This is a genomic window from Streptomyces caniscabiei, from assembly GCF_014930365.1.
Taxonomy (GTDB): Bacteria; Actinomycetota; Actinomycetes; order Streptomycetales; family Streptomycetaceae; genus Streptomyces; species Streptomyces caniscabiei.
Map to the genome: position 1 here is coordinate 1 of NZ_JABXWI010000013.1, position 17,982 is coordinate 17,982.

Here is a 17,982-nt window from a genome sequence, read left to right on the forward strand (position 1 = left end):
ACGGCAGACTCACGGACGAGCTGGCCTCGGTGGTCGCCGCCGCGCGCAGACGGGCCCTCCGGGACGGGGACCGCCACATCGACACCGCGCATCTGCTGCACACGCTCCTGGAGTCCGACCCCGACGTCCGAGCCGTCTTCGACGGGCCGCAGGTCGCCCGGCTGCTCGGCTATCTGGTGCAGCGCAGCATCGGCTACGGACTGCGCTGGCAGATAGGCGTCGAGGACGCCGGAGTCGTCCCGGGGGTGCCGGGCACGCCCGGCTGGTCGCCGGTGGCGGCCCGCGCGATGAGCCAGGCGTACGACCGTGCCCTGCAGCGGGGTGAACGGTCGGCCCACGGCGTCGATCTGCTCGAAGCGCTGGTCGGGGCCACCGGATCGCGGGCCGTCGAGGTGCTCGGCACGGTGGGTGTCGACGTCGGAGCCGTGGCGCGGCGGGTCGCGCGGACGGGCGAGGGCGCCTGATTTCTTGGTGCCGCGAACCGGGGCCCGGCCTTGAGCCGGGCCCTTTGTCGTGCCCCGTCGCCGTGCCCTGGAGCCGGGCCGGGCCCCTCGGTCCGGCCCGGTCGCCATGTGCCCTGCCGCGCCGCCCTGCGATTCCCACCTGCGGTCCAGCCGGTGAGACAGGTGTCAACGGGGGTGACGCTCCTGTCATCTGCTGTCATCATGTGCCGGTGCATACGTCTCAGGGCAGTCACGGACAACGCGGTCGGGGTGTCGGGCTGGTGCTCGCGCTCGGGTCGGCGCTCGCGTTCGGCGGATCGGGTACGGCGGCCAAGCCGCTCATCGAGGCGGGGCTCGACCCGCTCCATGTGGTGTGGCTGCGTGTCGTGGGCGCCGCCCTGGTGATGCTGCCGCTGGCCGTGCGGCACCGGGATCTGGTGCGGCGGCGGCCCCTGCTGCTCGTGGCTTTCGGGCTCTTCGCGGTGGCCGGTGTGCAGGCTTTCTACTTCGCGTCGATCTCCCGTATCCCCGTCGGAGTCGCCCTCCTCGTCGAGTACCTCGGCCCCGCCATCGTCCTCGGGTGGGTGCGGTTCGTGCAGCGGCGGCCGGTGACGCGCGCCGCCGCGGCCGGGGTCGTTCTCGCGGTCGGCGGTCTCGCCTGTGTCGTCGAGATCTGGTCCGGGCTGAGCTTCGATCCGCTGGGACTGCTGCTCGCGCTCGGCGCCGCCTGCTGTCAGGCCGGGTACTTCGTGCTCTCCGACCAGGGGAGCGAGGCGGGGGCGGAGGCGCCGAACCCGCTCGGTGTCATCGCCTACGGACTGCTGGTGGGCGCCGTGGCGCTCACGGTGGTGACCCGGCCGTGGGGGATGGAGTGGGAGGTGCTCGGCGGTGTCGCGTGGATGAACGGGACGGCCGTACCGGCGTGGCTGCTGCTCGGGTGGGTGGTGCTGATCGCCACGGTCCTCGCCTACGGGACCGGGGTGATGGCCGTGCGGTGGCTGTCTCCGCAGGTGGCGGGGGTGTTGGGCTGCCTGGAGGCGGTGGTGGCGACGGCGCTCGCGTGGGTGCTGCTGGGTGAGCATCTGGGGGTGGCGCAGATCGTCGGCGGGCTGGTGGTGCTGGCCGGGGCGTTCGTCGCGCAACGGTCCGCGCGGGGTGGGAAGCCGCGGGGTGAGGGGGCGTCGCGGAAGGTGGCGTCCGGCGTGGAAGGGGTGGAGGCCGAGTTGTCGGTGGGGCGGGGGTGACCGGGGCGTCGGGGCTTGCGGTGTGCGGGATCGGCGCGCGGGTGGGGGTGTTGTGGTCGCTTCGGAGCCCGGGGAGTGCGGTGGTCGAGCGGCCGCGGGTCGAGTTTGGTTGATCGCGCAGTTCCCCGCGCCCCTTTGGGGCGCGGGGCCGTCGTCGGCTACAGGGTCCTGAGGTAGTCGGGGAGTTCCGTGCCGGGGGCCAGGTCGGGGTCCGGGATCGGGGGCTCGTAGCCCTTGCGGAGGGGGACGACGCCGGCCCAGTGGGGGAGCGTGAGGTCCTCGGGCTCGTCGTTGACGCCGCCGGTGCGGGTCTTGGCCGAGACCTCCTCCAGGGCGAGGCGGATCACGGCCGTGGCCGCGAACTCCTTGCCGTTGGCGGGCCGGCAGTCCCGCGAGCGGCCCGGTACGGCATGGTCGACCAGGGCGTCCAGGGCGATCCGCCGCTCCTCCGGGTCGTTCACCTGGTGCGCGGTGCCGTGCACCACCACCGAGCGGTAGTTGATCGAGTGGTGGAAGCCGGAGCGGGCCAGGATGAGCGCGTCCACATGGGTGACCGTCAGGCACACCGGGAGGCCCGGGTCGGCCTGGCCCGTCATCCGCAGCGGGCGCGAGCCCGTCGAACCGTGCACATAGAGCGTCTCGCCGACCCGGGCGTAGAGCGTCGGCAGCACCACCGGGGCGCCGTCACGGACGAAGCCGAGATGGCAGACGTACCCCTCGTCGAGTATCGAGTGCACCAGTTCCCTGTCGTACGAGGCCTTGTGGGCGGCCCGGGTGGGGACGGTGCGCTCGGTGGGGGTGTAGGCGGCGGGCGGCGGTGTCGTCGGTGCGGGTGTCGTCGGCCGGGTCCCCGTCATTGCGCTCTCCATTGCACTAGTGCATAATCTGCTTTGTGCTAGGAGAATACATGATCACTGGTCGGCGCGCAGTCGAGATCGCGGCCAGCGTCGAGCAGGCGGTGGGGGCGGGTGCGCTGGAGCCCGGTCAACTGCTGCCGCCCATGCGGGAGTTGGCCGAGCGGCTCGGGGTGAATCCGAACACCGTCGCGGCCGCCTACCGCACGCTGCGCGAGCGCGGGGTCATCGAGACCGCCGGACGCCGGGGGAGCCGCGTACGGGCCCGGCCCGCGACGACGGGGCGGGAGTACATCCGGGTGGAGGTGCCCGAGGGGGTGAGGGACCTCGCCGACGGCAACCCCGACCCCGCGCTGCTGCCGCGTCTGGCGGAGGTGTTCGCGGCCGCCGCCGAGCAGGGCGACCGTGAACCGGTCCTCTACGGCGTGGGTGCCGTGGAGCCCGAGTTGGCGCGGATCGCGCGGGCCGACCTGGACGCCGACGGCGTGCCGGACGGGCCGGTCGCCGTCACCTCGGGGTCGCTCGACGCCATCGAGCGGGTCCTGGCCGTCCATCTCAAGCCGGGGGATGCCGTCGCCGTCGAGGACCCGGGGTGGGGGAGCGTGCTCGACCTGGTCCCGGCGCTCGGGCTGCGGGTCGTCCCGGTCGGCGTCGACGACGAGGGGCCGCTCCCCGACGACGTACGCACGGCGCTGGAGGGCGGCGCGCGGGCCCTGATCGTCACCGACCGGGCGCAGAACCCGACCGGCGCGGCCCTGAGCGCCGCACGCGCGCGAGCCCTGCGGTCCGTGCTGCGGGAACACCCGGAGACCCTGCTCATCGAGGACGACCACGGCTACCGGATCGTCGACCAGCCCCTGCACCCGCTCGCCGGGGGCACCCGCAGCTGGGCCTTCGTGCGGTCGGTCGCCAAGGCGTACGGCCCCGACCTGCGGCTCGCGGTGCTGACCGGCGACGCGGCCACCGTCGACCGGGTGGTGGGCCGGCAGCGGCTGGGGCCGGGGTGGGTGAGCCTGCTGGTGCAGCGGGCCGTCGCCCGGCTGTGGTCCGGCGGCGCGGTGGACGCCGTGGGCGTGGCGGCGGCGTACGGGCGGCGACGCGACGCGCTGATCGGCGCTCTCGCGCGGCGCGGGGTCGAGGCGCGCGGGGTCAGCGGGATGAACGTGTGGATCCGGGTGCCGGACGAGACCGGCGCGGTGGCCCGGCTGCTGCACGCCGGCTGGGCCGTCGCGCCCGGCGCGCGTTTCCGGATGAGCGCCCCGCAGGGGATCCGGGTCACCGTCTCCACCCTCTCCGAGGAGGACATCGGGAGGGTGGCGGACGCGGTGGCCTCGGCGATCGGGCCGGGGGTGAAGGCGGGAGCGGGGGCGGGGTACATGTGACTCGGCGCCCCGTTCTGTCAGGTGCGCGGCCTCACCTGCGTCAGGGCCGCGCCGGCCAGGACGATCGCCGCGCCGACCGGGGTCGACCAGGTCAGGGACTCGCCGAGGAGGGCGACGCCGGCGGCCGTGGCGATGACCGGGATGAAGTAGGTGACCATCTGGGCCGTCGTCGGGCCGACCTCGGAGACGAGGCCGTACTGGACGAGCATCGCGACCCCGGTGCCCAGCGTGCCCAGCGCGACGACCGCCAGCAGGGGCAGCATCGGGAAGCTGGTCGGCAGGCTCGTGAACAGCGGTGTCACGACGGCCAGTTGGGCGGTGGCGAGTAGCAGTTGGGCCCCGGTGAGGGAGAGGTGCGACGCGGTGGTGCCGGCCAGGGTGCGGCGGACGTAGATCCAGCCGACGGGATAGCTGAGGGAGGCCAGCAGGGCCATCGTCGTGCCGGTGGCGTCAAGGCCGTGGAAGCCCTGCCAGGCGCCGAGCACGGTGAGGACGCCGAGGAAGCCGAGACCGAGGCCGGCGACCCGCACCCGGGTGGGGCGGTCCTCGGAGAGCGCGACCAGGGAGAGGGCCATGCCCCACAGGGGTGAGGTCGCGTTGCAGATGCCGGCCAGTGTGGACGGGACGGTCAGCTCCGCGTAGGCGAACAGGGAGAACGGCAGGGCGTTCAGGAAAAAGGCGGCCACGGTCAGGTGTGCCCAGGTGCGGGTGGCTCGGGGGAGCCGCTCCCGCCTGACCGCCATCGCCGCCGCCAGGACCAGCGTGCCGAACAGCAGCCGCCCGAAGGTGACCTGGAAGGGCGCGTACGCCTGTGTGCCCACCTTGATCAGCAGGAAGCTGAAGCCCCAGACGAGGGAGAGGAAGGCGAAGCGCAGCCGCCAGTCGACGGCTGCGCGCGAGCGGTCGGGGGCGCGACCGGGGGCTCGGGTGGGCGTGGCGGTGGTCATGCGCACCACGATGGCGTTCGGTGATCTCGTAGCACAAGCGAGAATTGGTGAGCTGATTCTCGTAGCATTGCTTACATGTTGAACCTGGAGCGCCTGCGCACCCTGGACGCCCTCGCCCGGCACGGCTCGGTCAGCGGAGCGGCCGAGGGGCTGCATGTCACCACCTCGGCCGTCTCGCAGCAGATGGCCAAGCTGGAACGGGAGGTGGGGCAGCGGCTCCTCGCCAGGAACGGGAGGGGTGTGCGGCTCACCGACGCGGGGCGGCTGCTCGCCGAGCACGCGGCGCGCATCCTGTCGCAGGTCGAGCTGGCGCAGTCGGCGCTGGAGGCGCAGCGGGGGCAGGTGGTCGGCGAACTCCGGCTGGCCGCGTTCCCGACGGCCGTCCGGGGGCTGTTTCCCGCCGTCTTCCGGGCGCTGCGCGAGGAGCATCCCGCGCTGCGCGTGCGGTCGCGGGAACTGGAACCCGAACTCGCCGTCAACGCGGTGATCCGGGGCGATGTCGACCTGGCCGTCGTCCTCGACTGGTACAACAAGCCGCTGCCCGTGCCCGAGGGGCTGGCCAGGGCCGCGATCCTCGACGACCCGGTGGAGGTGGCGCTGCACGAGGACCATCCGCTCGTCGGCCGGGACGAGATCGATCTGCGGGAGCTGGCCCAGGAGGCGTGGGTCGCCTGGCCCGAGGGCGAGTTCTGCCACGAATGGCTGCTCTACACGCTGCGGGCCAACGGCATCGAGCCCCACATCGCCCACCGCGCCGGTGAACACCACACCCAACTCGCGCTGGTCGCCGCAGGGTTGGGCGTCTGCATCGCGCCCCGGCTCGGTCGTGACCCGATGCCCGCCGGGGTGCGGACCGTGCCGGTGCGTCATCGGGTGCACCGCAGCGTCTACGCGGTGTGGCGCTCGGACGCCGACCGGCGGCCGTCCATCAGGGCGGCGGTGGAGGCCCTGCGGGTGGCGGGGGGCGCGTGCGGGGGCGACTGACGGGTCGAGGGGAGGAGTGAGTGCGGGGCCGGACCCGCCGGGCGGATCGCCTCACGGTGAGCCCAGTTTGCGGAAGTCCCAGGACGCGACGGCGTCCGGTGTCAGGCGCAGCCAGGCGTGCCTGCCGTCGTGGGGCATCTCGTCGATGCCGAAGTTCTTGCGGGCGAACAGCCGCTCCACCTCGACGAGTTCGGGAACCGGCTCGCCCGTACGCGGTGCCTCGCCGACGAACTCGACGGTGCCGGACAGTTCGACGCCGCGCAGGTCGCCGTACTCCTCGCCCGCGTCGACCACGACGGCCACGCGCGGATCTCGGCGCAGCGCGGACCAGCGTCTGCTGCGGGTGATCGAGTAGAGCCAGAGCGAGGTGCCGTCCCAGACGAACCACAGCGGGCTGACGTGCGGGGCGCCGTCGGGCGCGACCGTCGCCACCCGGCAGGTCCGCTGTGTGCTCAGGAACTCGTCCCGCTCGGCGGGTTCCATCATGATCTTCCGGCCCCGGCGCTGGGTGGCGGTCATGGAGTCCTCTCTTCTGACGTGGCGTCAGAAGAGCATCGGTCGTCTTCCGTCCATGTGCAAGGGGCGTTACGCTCCACCGCCCGAGCGCCGGCGACAGGGGGAACACCGTGCCCGCGTACGCGAGTGAGCCGAAGCGGCGGCGGGAGCTGGACGGGCTTCTCGATCCCGCCACGACCGTCCTGCTCACCGTCGAATGCCAGCAGGGCGTCGTCGGGCCGGACGGGGCCCTGCCCGAACTCGCCCGGGAGGCCAGGTCGTCGGGGGCGCTCGACCGTGTCGCCCGGCTGGTCGCGGCGGCCCACGGGTGCGGAGCGCAGGTCCTGCACGCCGTCGCCGAGCGGCGGCCCGACGGGCGGGGCGCCAACCGCAACGCCCGGCTGTTCCGCGCGGCCGAACGGCTGCCCGTACGGCAGTTGACGGGGACGGCGGCCGTACGGGTCGCGCCGCCCATCGAGGTGGCCGAGGAGGATCTGATCGTCCGGCGGTTGCACGGGCTGTCGCCGTTGGCCGGCACGGACGTGGACGCGCTGCTGCGGAACCTGGGCTGCCGCACCCTGGTCGTCGCCGGTGTCTCGGCCAACGTGGCCGTGCCGAACGCGGTGTTCGACGCGGTCAATCTCGGCTACACGGTGGTCGTGCCCGGTGACGCCATCGCGGGGGTGCCTGCCGACTACACCCCCGCGATGATCCGCCACACCCTCGCGCTGGTCGCCACGGTCGCGACCACGGACGAGGTGGTGGCCTGCTTCGAGCGGTCCGTGGGCCGGCCCGCCGAGGTCTAGCGCAGGCTAGGCGAGCGTGATCGAGTCACCGGACACGGTGACCTCCTTGGCGGGCAGCGCCTTCGTCGCAGGTCCGCTCTTCACGCTGCCGTCCGCGATCGAGAAGTTGCTGTTGTGGCAGGGGCAGTTGATCACGCCGTCGGCGATCGACTTCACCGCGCAGCCCTGGTGGGTGCAGACGGAGGAGAACGCCTTGAAGGTGCCCGCCTCGGGCTGGGTGACGACGACGCCCTCGCTCTCGAAGATCTTGCCGCCGCCCTCGGGGATGTCCGAGGTCTTGGCGATCGCCTTGCCGCCCGCGCCGCCCGTGCTGCCGCCGGTCGTGTCACCGCCGGTGCTGCCACCGGTGCTGCCGCCGGTCGTGTCGCCGGCCCCGGCGCCGGACGACGTGGAGGTCGACGCGTCGTCGTCCGATCCGCACGCGGTCAGCGCGACGGCGAGGCCCGCCACGCCGGCGGCCGCCATGACGGTGCGACGGCCCGGGATCGAAGCGGGTTTGGTCGTTTCGCTGGTCATGCTGACGGTTCCTTCCGAGATGGCTTTGCACTTTCGCCCATGGATACGGCGAACCTGTCCTTGAACGTTCAGACAGGTGCACATCTTTGCCTGTCCGGGATCACGACAGTGTCAAAACCAGCTGTCCGAAAGCTGTCGGTCGGCGATCGGCGATCGGCGACCGACAGCGGAAGGACCGCGCCGTGCGGCTCAGGCCGTGGCCTCTGCCGTCGCGTCCGCTGAGGTCGCCCTGGCCGTCAGGGTCGGCTGTGCCGGCTGGGTCGTGCGGCGGCGGCGGACCGGCATGCCCACGGTCGGGTGGGCCACCGCCCAGGCCGCGCCCTTGCAGATGATCTCCTTGTAGACGGCGGCGATGCGGCCCGTGAGGGCCTTGGGCAGGGCCTGGTCGTCCGCGGTCACGAACTGGATCAGGCCCTCCTTGCGGCCGAGCGAGATGCACTGCTGGTAGTAGCGGGCCTCGATCTTCGGGAGCTTGCCGCCGGTCAGGCGGGCCGCGATGGCGTCGGCGGCCTGCCACGCGGTGGGCACCCCGGATGCGCACGACATCCGCAGCGGCTTGTCGCCGGGACCCGCCACGAGGGCCGCGTCACCGACGGCGTACACCTCGGGGTGCGAGACCGAGCGCATGGTCCCGTCGACCACGATCTGGCCGGTGCCGGAGACCTCCAGGGTGCTCGCCTCGGCGATCGGGTGGACGGCGAAACCGGTGGCCCACACGGTGACCGCGGCCGGGACGGGCGTGCCGTCGGTCAGGACGCGGTCGGCCTCGACGGCCGTGACGGCGGTGTGCTCGTGCACGGTGATGCCGAGCCCCGCGCAGACCTTCCGCAGATGGGCCCGGCCCTTGTCGGAGAGCCAGTCGCCGAATCCGCCGCGGGCTACGAGGGCGACGTCCAGGTCCGGGCGGGTCTCGGCGATCTCGGTCGCGGCCTCCAGGCCGGTGAGTCCGCCGCCGACGATCACCACGGGCTGCCCCGCGTCCAGCCGGGCCAGCCGCTCGCGCAGCCGGAGCGCTCCGGCGCGGCCGGCGATCTCGTGGGCGTGCTCGGCGGTGCCGGGGACGCCCTGGGGGTTCCAGCCGCTGCCGAGGGCGTAGACGAGGGTGTCGTACGCCAGTTCCTGCTGTCCGGCGCCGTGGGCGGTCACGGTGACGGTCCTGCGGTCGGCGTCGACACCGGCGACCTCGGCGAGCTTCACCTCGACGCCGGTGCCCGCGAACATCTCGTCGAAGGGGCGGGACCTGAGCTCCTGGCCGACCGCCAGCTGGTGCATCCGGACGCGCTCGATGAAGTCGGATTCGGCGTTGACGAGGGTGATGGCGACGTCTGCGCGGTGCAGCCGCTTGGCGAGACGGCCGGCGACGCCGGCTCCGGTGTAGCCGGCTCCGAGGACGACGATGCGGTGCTGCATTTTCTGCTCCTGTCTGCGCGGGTCCGAGGCTTGCCTTGCTCGGTCTCGCCCCTTGAACCGGGCAGCCCGCGGTTTCCTGACAGGAATGGAATGTGAAGCAGGTCACACCTTCGGTGGAAGGTGTGACCCGGGGCGTCGAAGGGTGGCACAAGGCCTTCGGAAAGCCTGTGCAGGCGTTCGTCAGAAGGCGTGGAACAGGGGTTCCCCGTGCTCGGTCGCCGCCCACACCTCGGTCGCGCGCTCCAGCTTGTCGGGGTTGACCTGGCTGCGGAACGCGACGATGCCGTCCGCGCCGATCTCCAGGCAGATGACCCCGACGACCCGGCCTTCGACGACCGCCAGGACCGCGGGGCCGCCGTTGGCCGTCGAGATGTAGATCGCGGGTGATCCGCCCACCAGGGACCGCTTGACCGGGGCCGGCTTGAACAGGCCCCGCATGAACTTCGCGACCGCGAGAGCGCCCTCGAACGCCTTGGCGCGGGCCGGGACCTTGCCGCCGCCGTCGCCGACCGCGATGGCGTCCGAGGTGAGCAGCCTGACCAGCGGCTCGGTCTTCCCGCTGGTGGCCGCCGCGAGGAACTCCTCGACGATCCGCCGGGCCGCCGCCTCGTCGATCTCCGTACGGGCCTTCCCCGCCGCCACGTGCTTCTTCGCGCGGTGGAAGATCTGCTGGCTGGCGGCCTCGCTGATGTCGAGGATCTCGGCGATCTCCCGGTGCGGGTAGTCGAAGGCCTCCTTCAGCACGTACACCGCCCGCTCGTTGGGGCTGAGGCGCTCCAGCAGGGTGAGGACCGCGTACGAGACGGATTCGCGCTGTTCGGCGGTGTCGGCCGGGCCGAGCATCCGGTCGCCCTCGAGCAGCGGCTCGGGCAGCCACTGGCCCACGTAGGTCTCCCGGCGGGCGCGGGCGGAGGTGAGCTGGTTGAGGCACAGGTTGGTGAGCACCTTCGTCAGCCAGGCCTCGGGCACCTCGATCCGGTCGACATCGGCCGCCTGCCAGCGCAGGAAGGTCTCCTGCACGGCGTCCTCCGCCTCGCCCGCCGAGCCGAGGAGGCGATACGCGATCGCCTCCAGACGGGGCCTCGTCGCCTCGAACCGGTCCACGTCGTGCATCGTCAGCGCCATGTCCCGGATCCTAGTGCCGCGTCAGGCAACGTTTGCCCGTCAAGGAGCGGCGTCCGGTGCGTGCTCTCGGTGTGTCGGCCGAAAGCCCTCGTACTGGATGTACTTGGGTTTTCGGCCGGTGCGGCGAGAGGGCGTGCCGGGCGTCGCGACGGGGCGAACGTTGCCTGCCGCGGCACTAGTGCGCGGAGGAGATCCCTGATCACCCTTGGTTACTATGCTCCCTTCATGCCGGAGGCGGGCAGCTCGGTTCGAGCGTGGATCGCGAGGTCGAAGAGATGGGTGGCCGGGGAACGTGCTGAAAGAGGTCGCCGCGACCCGCTACATCACCCCGCTGCGGGAGGGCGGATCGCTGCCCGGTCTCGTCGAGGGCCACGACGGCGGGACGTACGTCCTGAAGTTCACCGGCGCGGGGCAGGGGCGCAAGACCCTGGTCGCGGAGGTGGTCTGCGGTGAGTTGGCGCGACGGCTCGGGCTGCGCGTGCCCGGTCTCGTGACCCTCGGCCTCGACCCCGTCCTCGGCCTCGGCGAACCCGACGAGCAGGTGCAGGAGCTGATCAAGTCCAGCGGCGGCACCAACCTGGGCATGGACTTCCTGACCCGGGCGATCGGCTTCGACCCGCTGGCCTTCGGGGTCGGCCCCGAGGAGGCCGGGCGGATCGTCTGGTTCGACGCGCTGATCAACAACGTCGACCGCTCCTGGCGCAACCCCAACCTGCTGATGTGGCACGGCGAGCTGTGGCTCATCGACCACGGCGCCACCATGATCTGGCACCACCACTGGCCCGGCGCCCGCGCCTCCGCCGCCAAGCCGTACGACGCCGCCGACCACGCCCTCGCCCGCTTCGGCCCCGATGTCGCGGCGGCCGCCGCCGAACTCGCGCCTCTGGTCACCGAGGACCTGCTCGCCGAGGTGACCGCCGAGATCCCGGACGTCTGGCTGACGGGCGAGCCCGGCTTCGAGACGCCGGACGCGCTGCGGCGGGCGTACGCGGAACCCTTGCTCGCCCGTGCCGCCGGCATCCACGAACGTATCGAGGGGATCAAGTGAGCGACCGCTTCCTGGGGACCGGCGCGACGGGGCAGGACGTCTACGAGTACGCGCTGCTGCGGATCGTGCCCCGCGTCGAGCGCGGTGAGTGCTTCAACGCGGGCGTCCTCGTCTACAGCCGCTCCCGGGCCCTGGTGGCGGCCCGCACCCACCTCGACGAGACCAAGCTGCTCGCCCTCGACCCGGGGGCGGACGTGGCGGGCGTACGCGCCGCGCTGCGCGCCGTGGAGGGGGTGTGCGCCGGGGGAGAGGCCGCCGGGCAGGCCGCGCGCGACGACGCCGGACGGCGGTTCCGGTGGCTCGTCGCGCCCCGGTCCACGGTCGTCCAGGCGGGACCCGTGCACACTGGGCTCACCGCGGATCCGGCGGCGGAGGCCGAGCGGCTGCTCGCCCTGCTGGTGAAGTGACCCGCCGACACGAGGCGACCCACCGACGTAAGGCATCACACCTGGTGGAACGTTGACACCGGGTGCCAGGACTTCTAGCGTCACCTGTGCTGAAGGTACTAAGCGGTCGCTCACCATCAGGGGAGCACCGCAGGAGCCGCATCCCAAGGGCGAGGAGAACCAGCAATGTCCACCACTGAGCAGCGTGTCGCCGTGGTCACGGGTGGCGCGCGCGGCATCGGCGCCGCGACCGCCGTACGACTGGCCGCCGAGGGGCGGGCCGTCGCGGTGATCGACCTCGACGAGGCCGCCTGCAAGGACACCGTGGAGAAGATCACCGCCGCTGGCGGCAGGGCGCTCGCGGTCGGCTGTGACGTCTCCGACGAGGCCCAGGTCGAGGCCGCCGTCACCCGGATCGCCGAGGAGCTGGGCGCCCCGACGATCCTGGTGAACAACGCGGGCGTGCTCCGCGACAACCTGCTGTTCAAGATGGGCGCGTCCGACTGGGACACGGTCATGAACGTGCACCTGCGTGGCGCCTTCCTGATGGCCAAGGCGGTGCAGAAGTACATGGTCGAGGCCAAGTTCGGCCGGATCGTGAACCTCTCCTCGTCGTCCGCCCTCGGCAACCGGGGCCAGGCCAACTACTCCGCCGCCAAGGCCGGTCTGCAGGGCTTCACCAAGACCCTGGCCATCGAGCTGGGCAAGTTCGGCGTCACCGCCAACGCGGTCGCCCCCGGCTTCATCGTCACCGACATGACCGCCGCCACCGCCGCCCGCGTCGGCATGGGCTTCGAGGACTTCCAGGCCGCAGCGGCCACCCAGATCCCCGTGCAGCGCGTGGGCCGCCCGGAGGACATCGCCGGAGCCATCGCCTACTTCACGGGCGAGGACGCCGGATTCGTCTCCGGCCAGGTGCTGTACGTCGCCGGCGGACCGCTCAACTAAGGGATCCAGAACATGACTTCGGTGGAACTCCCCGAGCTTTCGGGCAAGGTCGCGCTCATCACCGGCGCCAGCCGCGGCATCGGCTACGGCATCGCCGAGGCCCTCGTCGCACGCGGCGACCGGGTCTGCATCACCGGCCGCAACGAGGACGCGCTCAAGGAGGCCGTCGAGCAGCTCGGCGCCGACCGCGTCATCGGCGTCGCCGGCAAGGCCCACGACGAGGCCCACCAGGCCCTCGCCGTCGAGCGCACGATGGAGGCCTTCGGCCGCGTCGACTACCTGGTCAACAACGCCGGTACGAACCCGGTGTTCGGCCCGATCGCCGACCTCGACCTGAACGTGGCCCGCAAGGTGTTCGAGACCAATGTCGTCTCCGCGCTCGGCTTCGCGCAGAGGACCTGGCACGCCTGGCAGAAGGACAACGGCGGCGCCATCGTCAACATCGCCTCCGTCGCCGGTGTCTCCGCGTCGCCGTTCATCGGCGCGTACGGCATCAGCAAGGCCGCCATGATCAACCTGACCGTCCAGCTGGCGCACGAGTACGCGCCCAAGGTGCGGGCCAACGCGATCGCGCCCGCCGTGGTGAAGACCAAGTTCGCCCAGGCCCTCTACGAGGGCCGGGAGGCCGAGGCGGCCGCGGCCTACCCGCTCGGTCGGCTCGGTGTGCCCTCCGACATCGGGGGCGCCGCCGCCTTCCTCACCTCCGAGCAGTCCGACTGGATCACCGGCCAGACCCTCGTGGTCGACGGCGGCATCTTCCTCAACGCCGGGGTGGGCTGACAGAGTACGGACGGGCGCCGGTCCCGATTCACCGAACATCTCCGGCGCCCGTCCGCACCCCTCACGGGGCCTCGACAAAGCCGTCACACGCGGACCGACCAAGGGCTCCACCGGCCGGGCGGGACCGGCTCGGGGGCCTGCGGTATCGTTCGGCCACTCTTGGTACGGCATTTCGAGGAGCATGCACGTGTTCAACCGGAACCGATACTTGCCGCCACTCGCGGTGATCGCGTCCATATCCGTGGTGACCGGGTGCGGTGTGTTCTCCTCGGACGCCTCCGACGAGGCGGACCCCATCATCGTGGGGACCACCAGTACGCCGAGCACCCTGGACCCGGCCGCCGCCTGGGACAGCTCCTGGGAGCTGATGCGCAACGTCTTCCAGCCCCTGCTCGGCTACTCGCCCGGCGGGTCCGAGCCCGAGCCGGACGCCGCCGAGAACTGCGAGTTCACGGACAGCTCCAGCACGGTCTACAGCTGCACGCTGCGCGAGGGACTGAAGTTCTCCAACGGGCACGCGCTGGACGCCAGGGCCGTCAAGTACTCGTTCGACCGCATCAAGAAGATCAACGTCAACGGCGGCCCCGCCGGTCTGCTGACCACCCTCTCCCGGGTGCAGACGAAGGGCGACCGCGAGGTCGTCTTCCACCTCAGCCAGCCCGACGCGACCTTCCCCCTGGTGCTCACCACGCCCGCGATGTCGATCGTGGACCCCGCGGAGTACCCCGCGGACAAGCTCCGCGAGGGCACGGACATCGTCGGCTCCGGGCCCTACAACCTCGCCTCCTACGAGGACGGCAAGACGGCCGAGCTGGTCCGCAACGACAACTACAAGGGCATCGCGGACCTCAAGAACTCCGGCGTCACCATCCAGTACTTCCAGCAGTCGGACGAGATGGTCAAGGCGCTCAAGGACAAGGACATCTCGGTCATCTACCGGGGTCTCGGCGCCTCGGACATCGTGGACATCCAGACCAACCACGACCAGGAGGGGCTCCAGATCGTGGAGAACCCCACCACCGAGATCAGCTACCTGGTGTTCAACCCCAAGGACCCCTGGACGAAGAACCCCGCGGTCCGCAAGGCGGTCGCCCAGGTCCTCGACCGGCCGGCGCTCGCGCACAACATCTACAAGGACACCGTCGAGCCGCTGTACTCCATGATCCCCAGGGGTCTGGTGGGCCACACGACGGGCTTCTTCGACGACTACGGCAACCCCAGCGCGACCAAGGCGAAGTCCATCCTGGCCGAGGCGGGCATCACCGAAACGGTTCCTCTTGAGCTCTGGTACACCACCGACCGCTACGGCTCCCAGACCAAGCCGGCCTTCGAGGAGCTCAAGCGGCAGCTGGAGGCGTCCGGACTCTTCGAGGTCACGCTGAAGAGCCGCCCCTGGAAGACCTACTCCGAGGGCTACCAGAACGGCGAGTACCCGGTCTTCGGACGTGGCTGGAACCCCGACTTCAACGACGCCGACAACTTCATCGCCCCCTTCGTGGGCGAGCAGAACGCGCTCGGCACCCCGTACAAGTCCCCCGAGATCACGGACAAGCTGCTCCCGGAGTCCCGCGCCGAGAGCGACCGCGGGGCCGTCTCCGAGGAGTTCGAGGAGGCCCAGCAGATCCTCGTGGACGACGCCCGCCTGATCCCGCTGTGGCAGGGCAAGGCGTACACGGCCGCCAACGAGGAGATCGCCGGCCTGGAGAACGTCATCGACCCCGCGACGATGATGACCATGTGGCAGCTGTCCTGGAAGACCAGCTGGTAGTTCCGGTGGGATCCAGGGTGCCGGGTCACGATGTCAGTGGGCGCCTGTAGGTTCTGTGCTCTGACGGCGGCCGTGCCTCGCGCGGCTGCCCATGGCCGCGTCTTCCGCGGCCGTGAAGTGAGCGCACACCGGAGGAAGTTGACGTGACCGACATCGCCATGCTGCCCGAGTCCTGGCGCGGGGTCCTGGGGGACGAGCTGCAGCAGCCCTACTTCAAGGAACTCACCGAGTTCGTCGAGGAGGAGCGCGCCAAGGGTCCCGTCTACCCTCCCCGTGAGCAGGTCTTCGCCGCGCTCGACGCCACCCCGTACGAGAGCGTGAAGGTGCTGGTCCTCGGCCAGGACCCGTACCACGGCGAGGGCCAGGGCCACGGGCTGTGCTTCTCCGTGCGGCCCGGCGTGAAGACCCCGCCCTCGCTGCGGAACATCTACAAGGAGATGCAGGCCGAGCTGGGCACCCCGATCCCGGACAACGGCTATCTGATGCCGTGGGCCCAGCAGGGCGTGCTGCTGCTCAACGCGGTCCTCACCGTCCGCGCCGGCGAGGCCAACTCGCACAAGGGCAAGGGCTGGGAGAAGTTCACCGACGCGGTGATCCGCGCGGTGGCCGACCGGCCCGATCCGGCGGTCTTCGTGCTGTGGGGCAACTACGCGCAGAAGAAGCTCCCGCTGATCGACGAGGAGCGCCACGCGGTGGTGAAGGGCGCGCACCCCTCGCCGCTGTCGGCCAAGAAGTTCTTCGGCTCCCAGCCGTTCACGCAGATCAACGAGGCTGTCGCCCGGCAGGGCCACGAGCCGATCGACTGGACGATCCCCGACCTGGGCTGACGGCCCGCTGGCTCCGGCCGTACGGAGCCGCCTGACCCGGATTGCCGGTGCCTGCCGTTAGCGTCGGGGGTTACAGACGGGTCAGGGGGCCGACGAGTGCGGAGGACGCGGTGGTGGAGCGACAGGAGCGGACGGCGCCGGACGCCGTGCTGACCCGGATCGGGCAGGCGGTCATGCTGCACCACGGGGGTGACCGCGAGGAGGCCCGGGACCGTCTGCTGCGGCTGTGGGCGGAGATCGGGGAGGACGGCGCCCCGCTCCACCGCTGCACCCTGGCGCACTACATGGCCGACACCCAGGACGACCCGGACACCGAACTGGCCTGGGACCTCAGGGCGCTGTCGGCGGCCGACGAACTCAGCGACGGCCGTCCGGCGGCGGACCGGGACGAGCTGGCGGTGCGGGCCTTCTACCCCTCCCTCCACCTCAACCTCGCCGCCGACTACGCCAGGCTGGGCCGCCACGACGCGGCCCGCAGTCATCTGCGGCTGGCCCGGGGAGCGCTGGCCACGCTCACGGACGACGGCCACGGCGACGGCGTCCGCACCGCCCTGGCCCGCCTGGAGGCCCGGCTCGACGAGACGGGCCCCGGCGGGGACGGGAGACCGGGACCGCCGCGGCAGCGGCCCTAGGGCCCATCTGATGGATCTCCGCGGCGTCGCGACGCCCGGCACGCACGCTCGCCGCACGCCGCGAAGGGCCAGGTGGCTCCGCCACAAGACCCTCCACGCCGCACGCCGAGCGCACGCACCGAACGCCGCTCCTTCTCCCACGGAGATCCATCAGAAGGGCCCTAGGCCGGGAGACACAGGGAGTGGGGCGGCTCGCGCGGTGTGGCCGCCGGGGGTCAACGGCCGTAGACGTCCTTGCAGATGGCCGCCTGGGGGGTGTCCTTGCCCCAGCCGCCGTAGCGGTGGCCGAGTGCGCAGACGTCGGAGTTCTTCGGCGGGGGCGTCGGGACGGTCCTGGGGAGGGGCGGGATCTCGACGTGCGGGCGGCGGGACCCGGGAGGGGGGCCCGGCCGCTCGCGCGGTGCCGTGCGCGCGTCGCGGGGTGGCGGGGGCGCGGCGGGCGTGGGGGCGGCGCCGGCGGGGGGCGGTGGAGCGGACGTGGCGCGCTTCGGCTCCGGCGGCGCGCTCGGGGTGGGTTCCCGGGGCGGGCCGACCAGTTCCAGGGCCTCGCGGGCCGGGGCCTCCACGATCTGGGTCTCGGTGATGCCCTCCGGGCGGGGCTCGGTCGGCCGGGACGGGACGGGTGACGTCGGCGGCGGGGGCGGGTCATGCGCGGTCACGCAGCCGGTGAGAGCCGAGACGGCCACGGTGACCAGGAGCGTTGCGGTGGTGGTCGGTCGATGCACGCGCGCAACTCTGCTGTGTCCGTGCGGCTTTGGGGAGAGGACGGACGCATGATGCCCCCACACGGGTGACGCCCGCGGCCCCCCGACGACGCCCCCCGCCCCGCTCAGTACCCGGTGGTCCCGTCGATGCGCTCCCGCAGCAGGTCCGCGTGACCGTTGTGGCGCGCGTACTCCTCGATCATGTGGGTGTAGAGCCACCGCAGGTTCGGCGGCTCGCCCGACCGCCGGTGCATGGCCTTGGCGACGTCGTCCAGGGCGAAGCCCCCGGCGTTGCGGCGGGCGATCGCGATCTCCGCCTGCCAGGTGCCGTACGCCTCCTCCCAGGTGTCGGCCTCGGTCGGATGGAACTCCCCGTCCGGGTCCGCCTCGCTGAAGTAGATCGGCCTCTGGTCGTCGTCCACGAGCACCTTGCGGAACCAGATGCGCTCGACCTCCGCCATGTGCCGTACGAGACCGAGGAGGGAGAGCTGCGAGGGCGGCACCGAGGCGGTCCGCAACTGCGCGTCGTCCAGGCCCTCGCACTTGAGCGCGAGCGTCTCCCGGTGGTAGTCGAGCCAGCCTTCCAGCATGGTGCGTTCGTCGGCGGTCACGGAGGGTTCGGTGCGTAGGTCGGTCATGTCGGCCATCCTCGCAGCCCCCGTATGCTGCCGACGAGGCATTTC

General features: G+C 72.0%; 20 protein-coding genes. 12 read left to right on the forward strand and 8 right to left on the reverse strand.

Going from position 1 to position 17,982, the window contains the following annotated elements; translation table 11 throughout:
- Positions 1-464: Clp protease N-terminal domain-containing protein (locus tag HW837_RS32225; protein WP_193383540.1), on the forward strand; the 464-nt coding region annotated here is incomplete at its 5' end.
- A gap of 203 nt (positions 465-667) precedes the next feature.
- Positions 668-1,687 (forward strand): EamA family transporter, encoded by a 1,020-nt coding sequence (locus tag HW837_RS32230; protein ID WP_078853996.1) that lies wholly within the window; start codon positions 668-670, stop codon positions 1,685-1,687.
- A 158-nt stretch (positions 1,688-1,845) separates the two neighbouring features.
- Here HW837_RS32230 and HW837_RS32235 read toward each other — a convergent pair whose 3' ends face one another.
- On the reverse strand, positions 1,846-2,544 hold the full coding sequence (locus HW837_RS32235) for a pyridoxamine 5'-phosphate oxidase family protein (protein WP_045563398.1): 699 nt from the start codon (positions 2,542-2,544) through the stop codon (positions 1,846-1,848).
- 35 nt (positions 2,545-2,579) lie between these two features.
- Here HW837_RS32235 and HW837_RS32240 point away from each other — a divergent pair, with 35 nt between their 5' ends.
- Positions 2,580-3,923 carry an aminotransferase class I/II-fold pyridoxal phosphate-dependent enzyme gene (locus HW837_RS32240; protein ID WP_093789662.1) on the forward strand — a complete coding sequence of 448 codons (1,344 nt, stop codon included), beginning with the start codon at positions 2,580-2,582 and terminating at the stop codon, positions 3,921-3,923.
- Between the two features lie 17 nt (positions 3,924-3,940).
- On the opposite strand, the gene HW837_RS32245 is transcribed toward HW837_RS32240, so the two are convergent.
- On the reverse strand, positions 3,941-4,870 hold the full coding sequence (locus tag HW837_RS32245; protein ID WP_045563396.1) for a DMT family transporter: 930 nt from the start codon (positions 4,868-4,870) through the stop codon (positions 3,941-3,943).
- A 75-nt stretch (positions 4,871-4,945) separates the two neighbouring features.
- On the opposite strand from HW837_RS32245, the gene HW837_RS32250 reads away from it, so the two are divergent.
- Positions 4,946-5,854, forward strand: a complete 909-nt coding sequence (locus HW837_RS32250; protein ID WP_045563395.1) for a LysR family transcriptional regulator — start codon at positions 4,946-4,948, stop codon at positions 5,852-5,854.
- A gap of 51 nt (positions 5,855-5,905) precedes the next feature.
- Here HW837_RS32250 and HW837_RS32255 read toward each other — a convergent pair whose 3' ends face one another.
- Positions 5,906-6,373 carry a pyridoxamine 5'-phosphate oxidase family protein gene (locus HW837_RS32255; protein WP_193380848.1) on the reverse strand — a complete coding sequence of 156 codons (468 nt, stop codon included), beginning with the start codon at positions 6,371-6,373 and terminating at the stop codon, positions 5,906-5,908.
- 107 nt (positions 6,374-6,480) lie between these two features.
- Between HW837_RS32255 and HW837_RS32260 the strand changes: the two genes are divergently transcribed.
- Positions 6,481-7,155, forward strand: coding sequence for a cysteine hydrolase family protein (locus HW837_RS32260; RefSeq protein ID WP_193380849.1), 675 nt, complete (start codon positions 6,481-6,483; stop codon positions 7,153-7,155).
- A 6-nt stretch (positions 7,156-7,161) separates the two neighbouring features.
- Here the strand turns inward: HW837_RS32260 and HW837_RS32265 are convergent, their stop codons facing one another.
- The 3 genes from HW837_RS32265 to sigJ form a co-directional block, all read right to left on the reverse strand.
- Positions 7,162-7,671, reverse strand: a complete 510-nt coding sequence (locus HW837_RS32265; protein ID WP_045563392.1) for a Rieske (2Fe-2S) protein — start codon at positions 7,669-7,671, stop codon at positions 7,162-7,164.
- Positions 7,672-7,860: 189 nt separating this feature from the next.
- Positions 7,861-9,081, reverse strand: coding sequence for an NAD(P)/FAD-dependent oxidoreductase (locus HW837_RS32270; RefSeq protein WP_045563391.1), 1,221 nt, complete (start codon positions 9,079-9,081; stop codon positions 7,861-7,863).
- A gap of 180 nt (positions 9,082-9,261) precedes the next feature.
- On the reverse strand, positions 9,262-10,206 hold the full coding sequence (gene sigJ / locus HW837_RS32275; RefSeq protein WP_193380850.1) for an RNA polymerase sigma factor SigJ: 945 nt from the start codon (positions 10,204-10,206) through the stop codon (positions 9,262-9,264).
- Positions 10,207-10,498: 292 nt separating this feature from the next.
- Here sigJ and HW837_RS32280 point away from each other — a divergent pair, with 292 nt between their 5' ends.
- From HW837_RS32280 to HW837_RS32310, 7 genes are all read left to right on the forward strand, one after another.
- Complete coding sequence (locus HW837_RS32280; protein WP_193380851.1) at positions 10,499-11,254, forward strand: HipA family kinase; 756 nt, start codon at positions 10,499-10,501, stop codon at positions 11,252-11,254.
- Positions 11,251-11,661: a DUF3037 domain-containing protein gene (locus HW837_RS32285; RefSeq protein WP_045563223.1), complete on the forward strand. Its 411-nt coding sequence runs from the start codon at positions 11,251-11,253 to the stop codon at positions 11,659-11,661. Before HW837_RS32280 ends, HW837_RS32285 begins: the two co-directional genes overlap by 4 nt.
- A 165-nt stretch (positions 11,662-11,826) precedes the next feature.
- The gene (gene fabG, locus HW837_RS32290) at positions 11,827-12,588 is read left to right on the forward strand and encodes a 3-oxoacyl-ACP reductase FabG (protein WP_060885532.1); all 762 of its coding nucleotides are present in this window, start codon (positions 11,827-11,829) and stop codon (positions 12,586-12,588) included.
- Between the two features lie 12 nt (positions 12,589-12,600).
- Positions 12,601-13,368 carry an SDR family oxidoreductase gene (locus HW837_RS32295; protein ID WP_045563225.1) on the forward strand — a complete coding sequence of 256 codons (768 nt, stop codon included), beginning with the start codon at positions 12,601-12,603 and terminating at the stop codon, positions 13,366-13,368.
- A 181-nt stretch (positions 13,369-13,549) separates the two neighbouring features.
- Entirely contained in the window at positions 13,550-15,136 is a 1,587-nt protein-coding gene (locus HW837_RS32300) for an ABC transporter substrate-binding protein (protein ID WP_196789625.1), read from the forward strand.
- Between the two features lie 143 nt (positions 15,137-15,279).
- The gene (locus HW837_RS32305; RefSeq protein WP_060885535.1) at positions 15,280-15,963 is read left to right on the forward strand and encodes a uracil-DNA glycosylase; all 684 of its coding nucleotides are present in this window, start codon (positions 15,280-15,282) and stop codon (positions 15,961-15,963) included.
- Between the two features lie 110 nt (positions 15,964-16,073).
- Complete coding sequence (locus HW837_RS32310) at positions 16,074-16,595, forward strand: hypothetical protein (protein ID WP_045563228.1); 522 nt, start codon at positions 16,074-16,076, stop codon at positions 16,593-16,595.
- Between the two features lie 215 nt (positions 16,596-16,810).
- Here HW837_RS32310 and HW837_RS32315 read toward each other — a convergent pair whose 3' ends face one another.
- Positions 16,811-17,320: a hypothetical protein gene (locus HW837_RS32315; protein WP_093789668.1), complete on the reverse strand. Its 510-nt coding sequence runs from the start codon at positions 17,318-17,320 to the stop codon at positions 16,811-16,813.
- Between the two features lie 104 nt (positions 17,321-17,424).
- On the reverse strand, positions 17,425-17,937 hold the full coding sequence (locus HW837_RS32320) for a DinB family protein (protein WP_093789669.1): 513 nt from the start codon (positions 17,935-17,937) through the stop codon (positions 17,425-17,427).
- Positions 17,938-17,982: the final 45 nt, after the last annotated feature.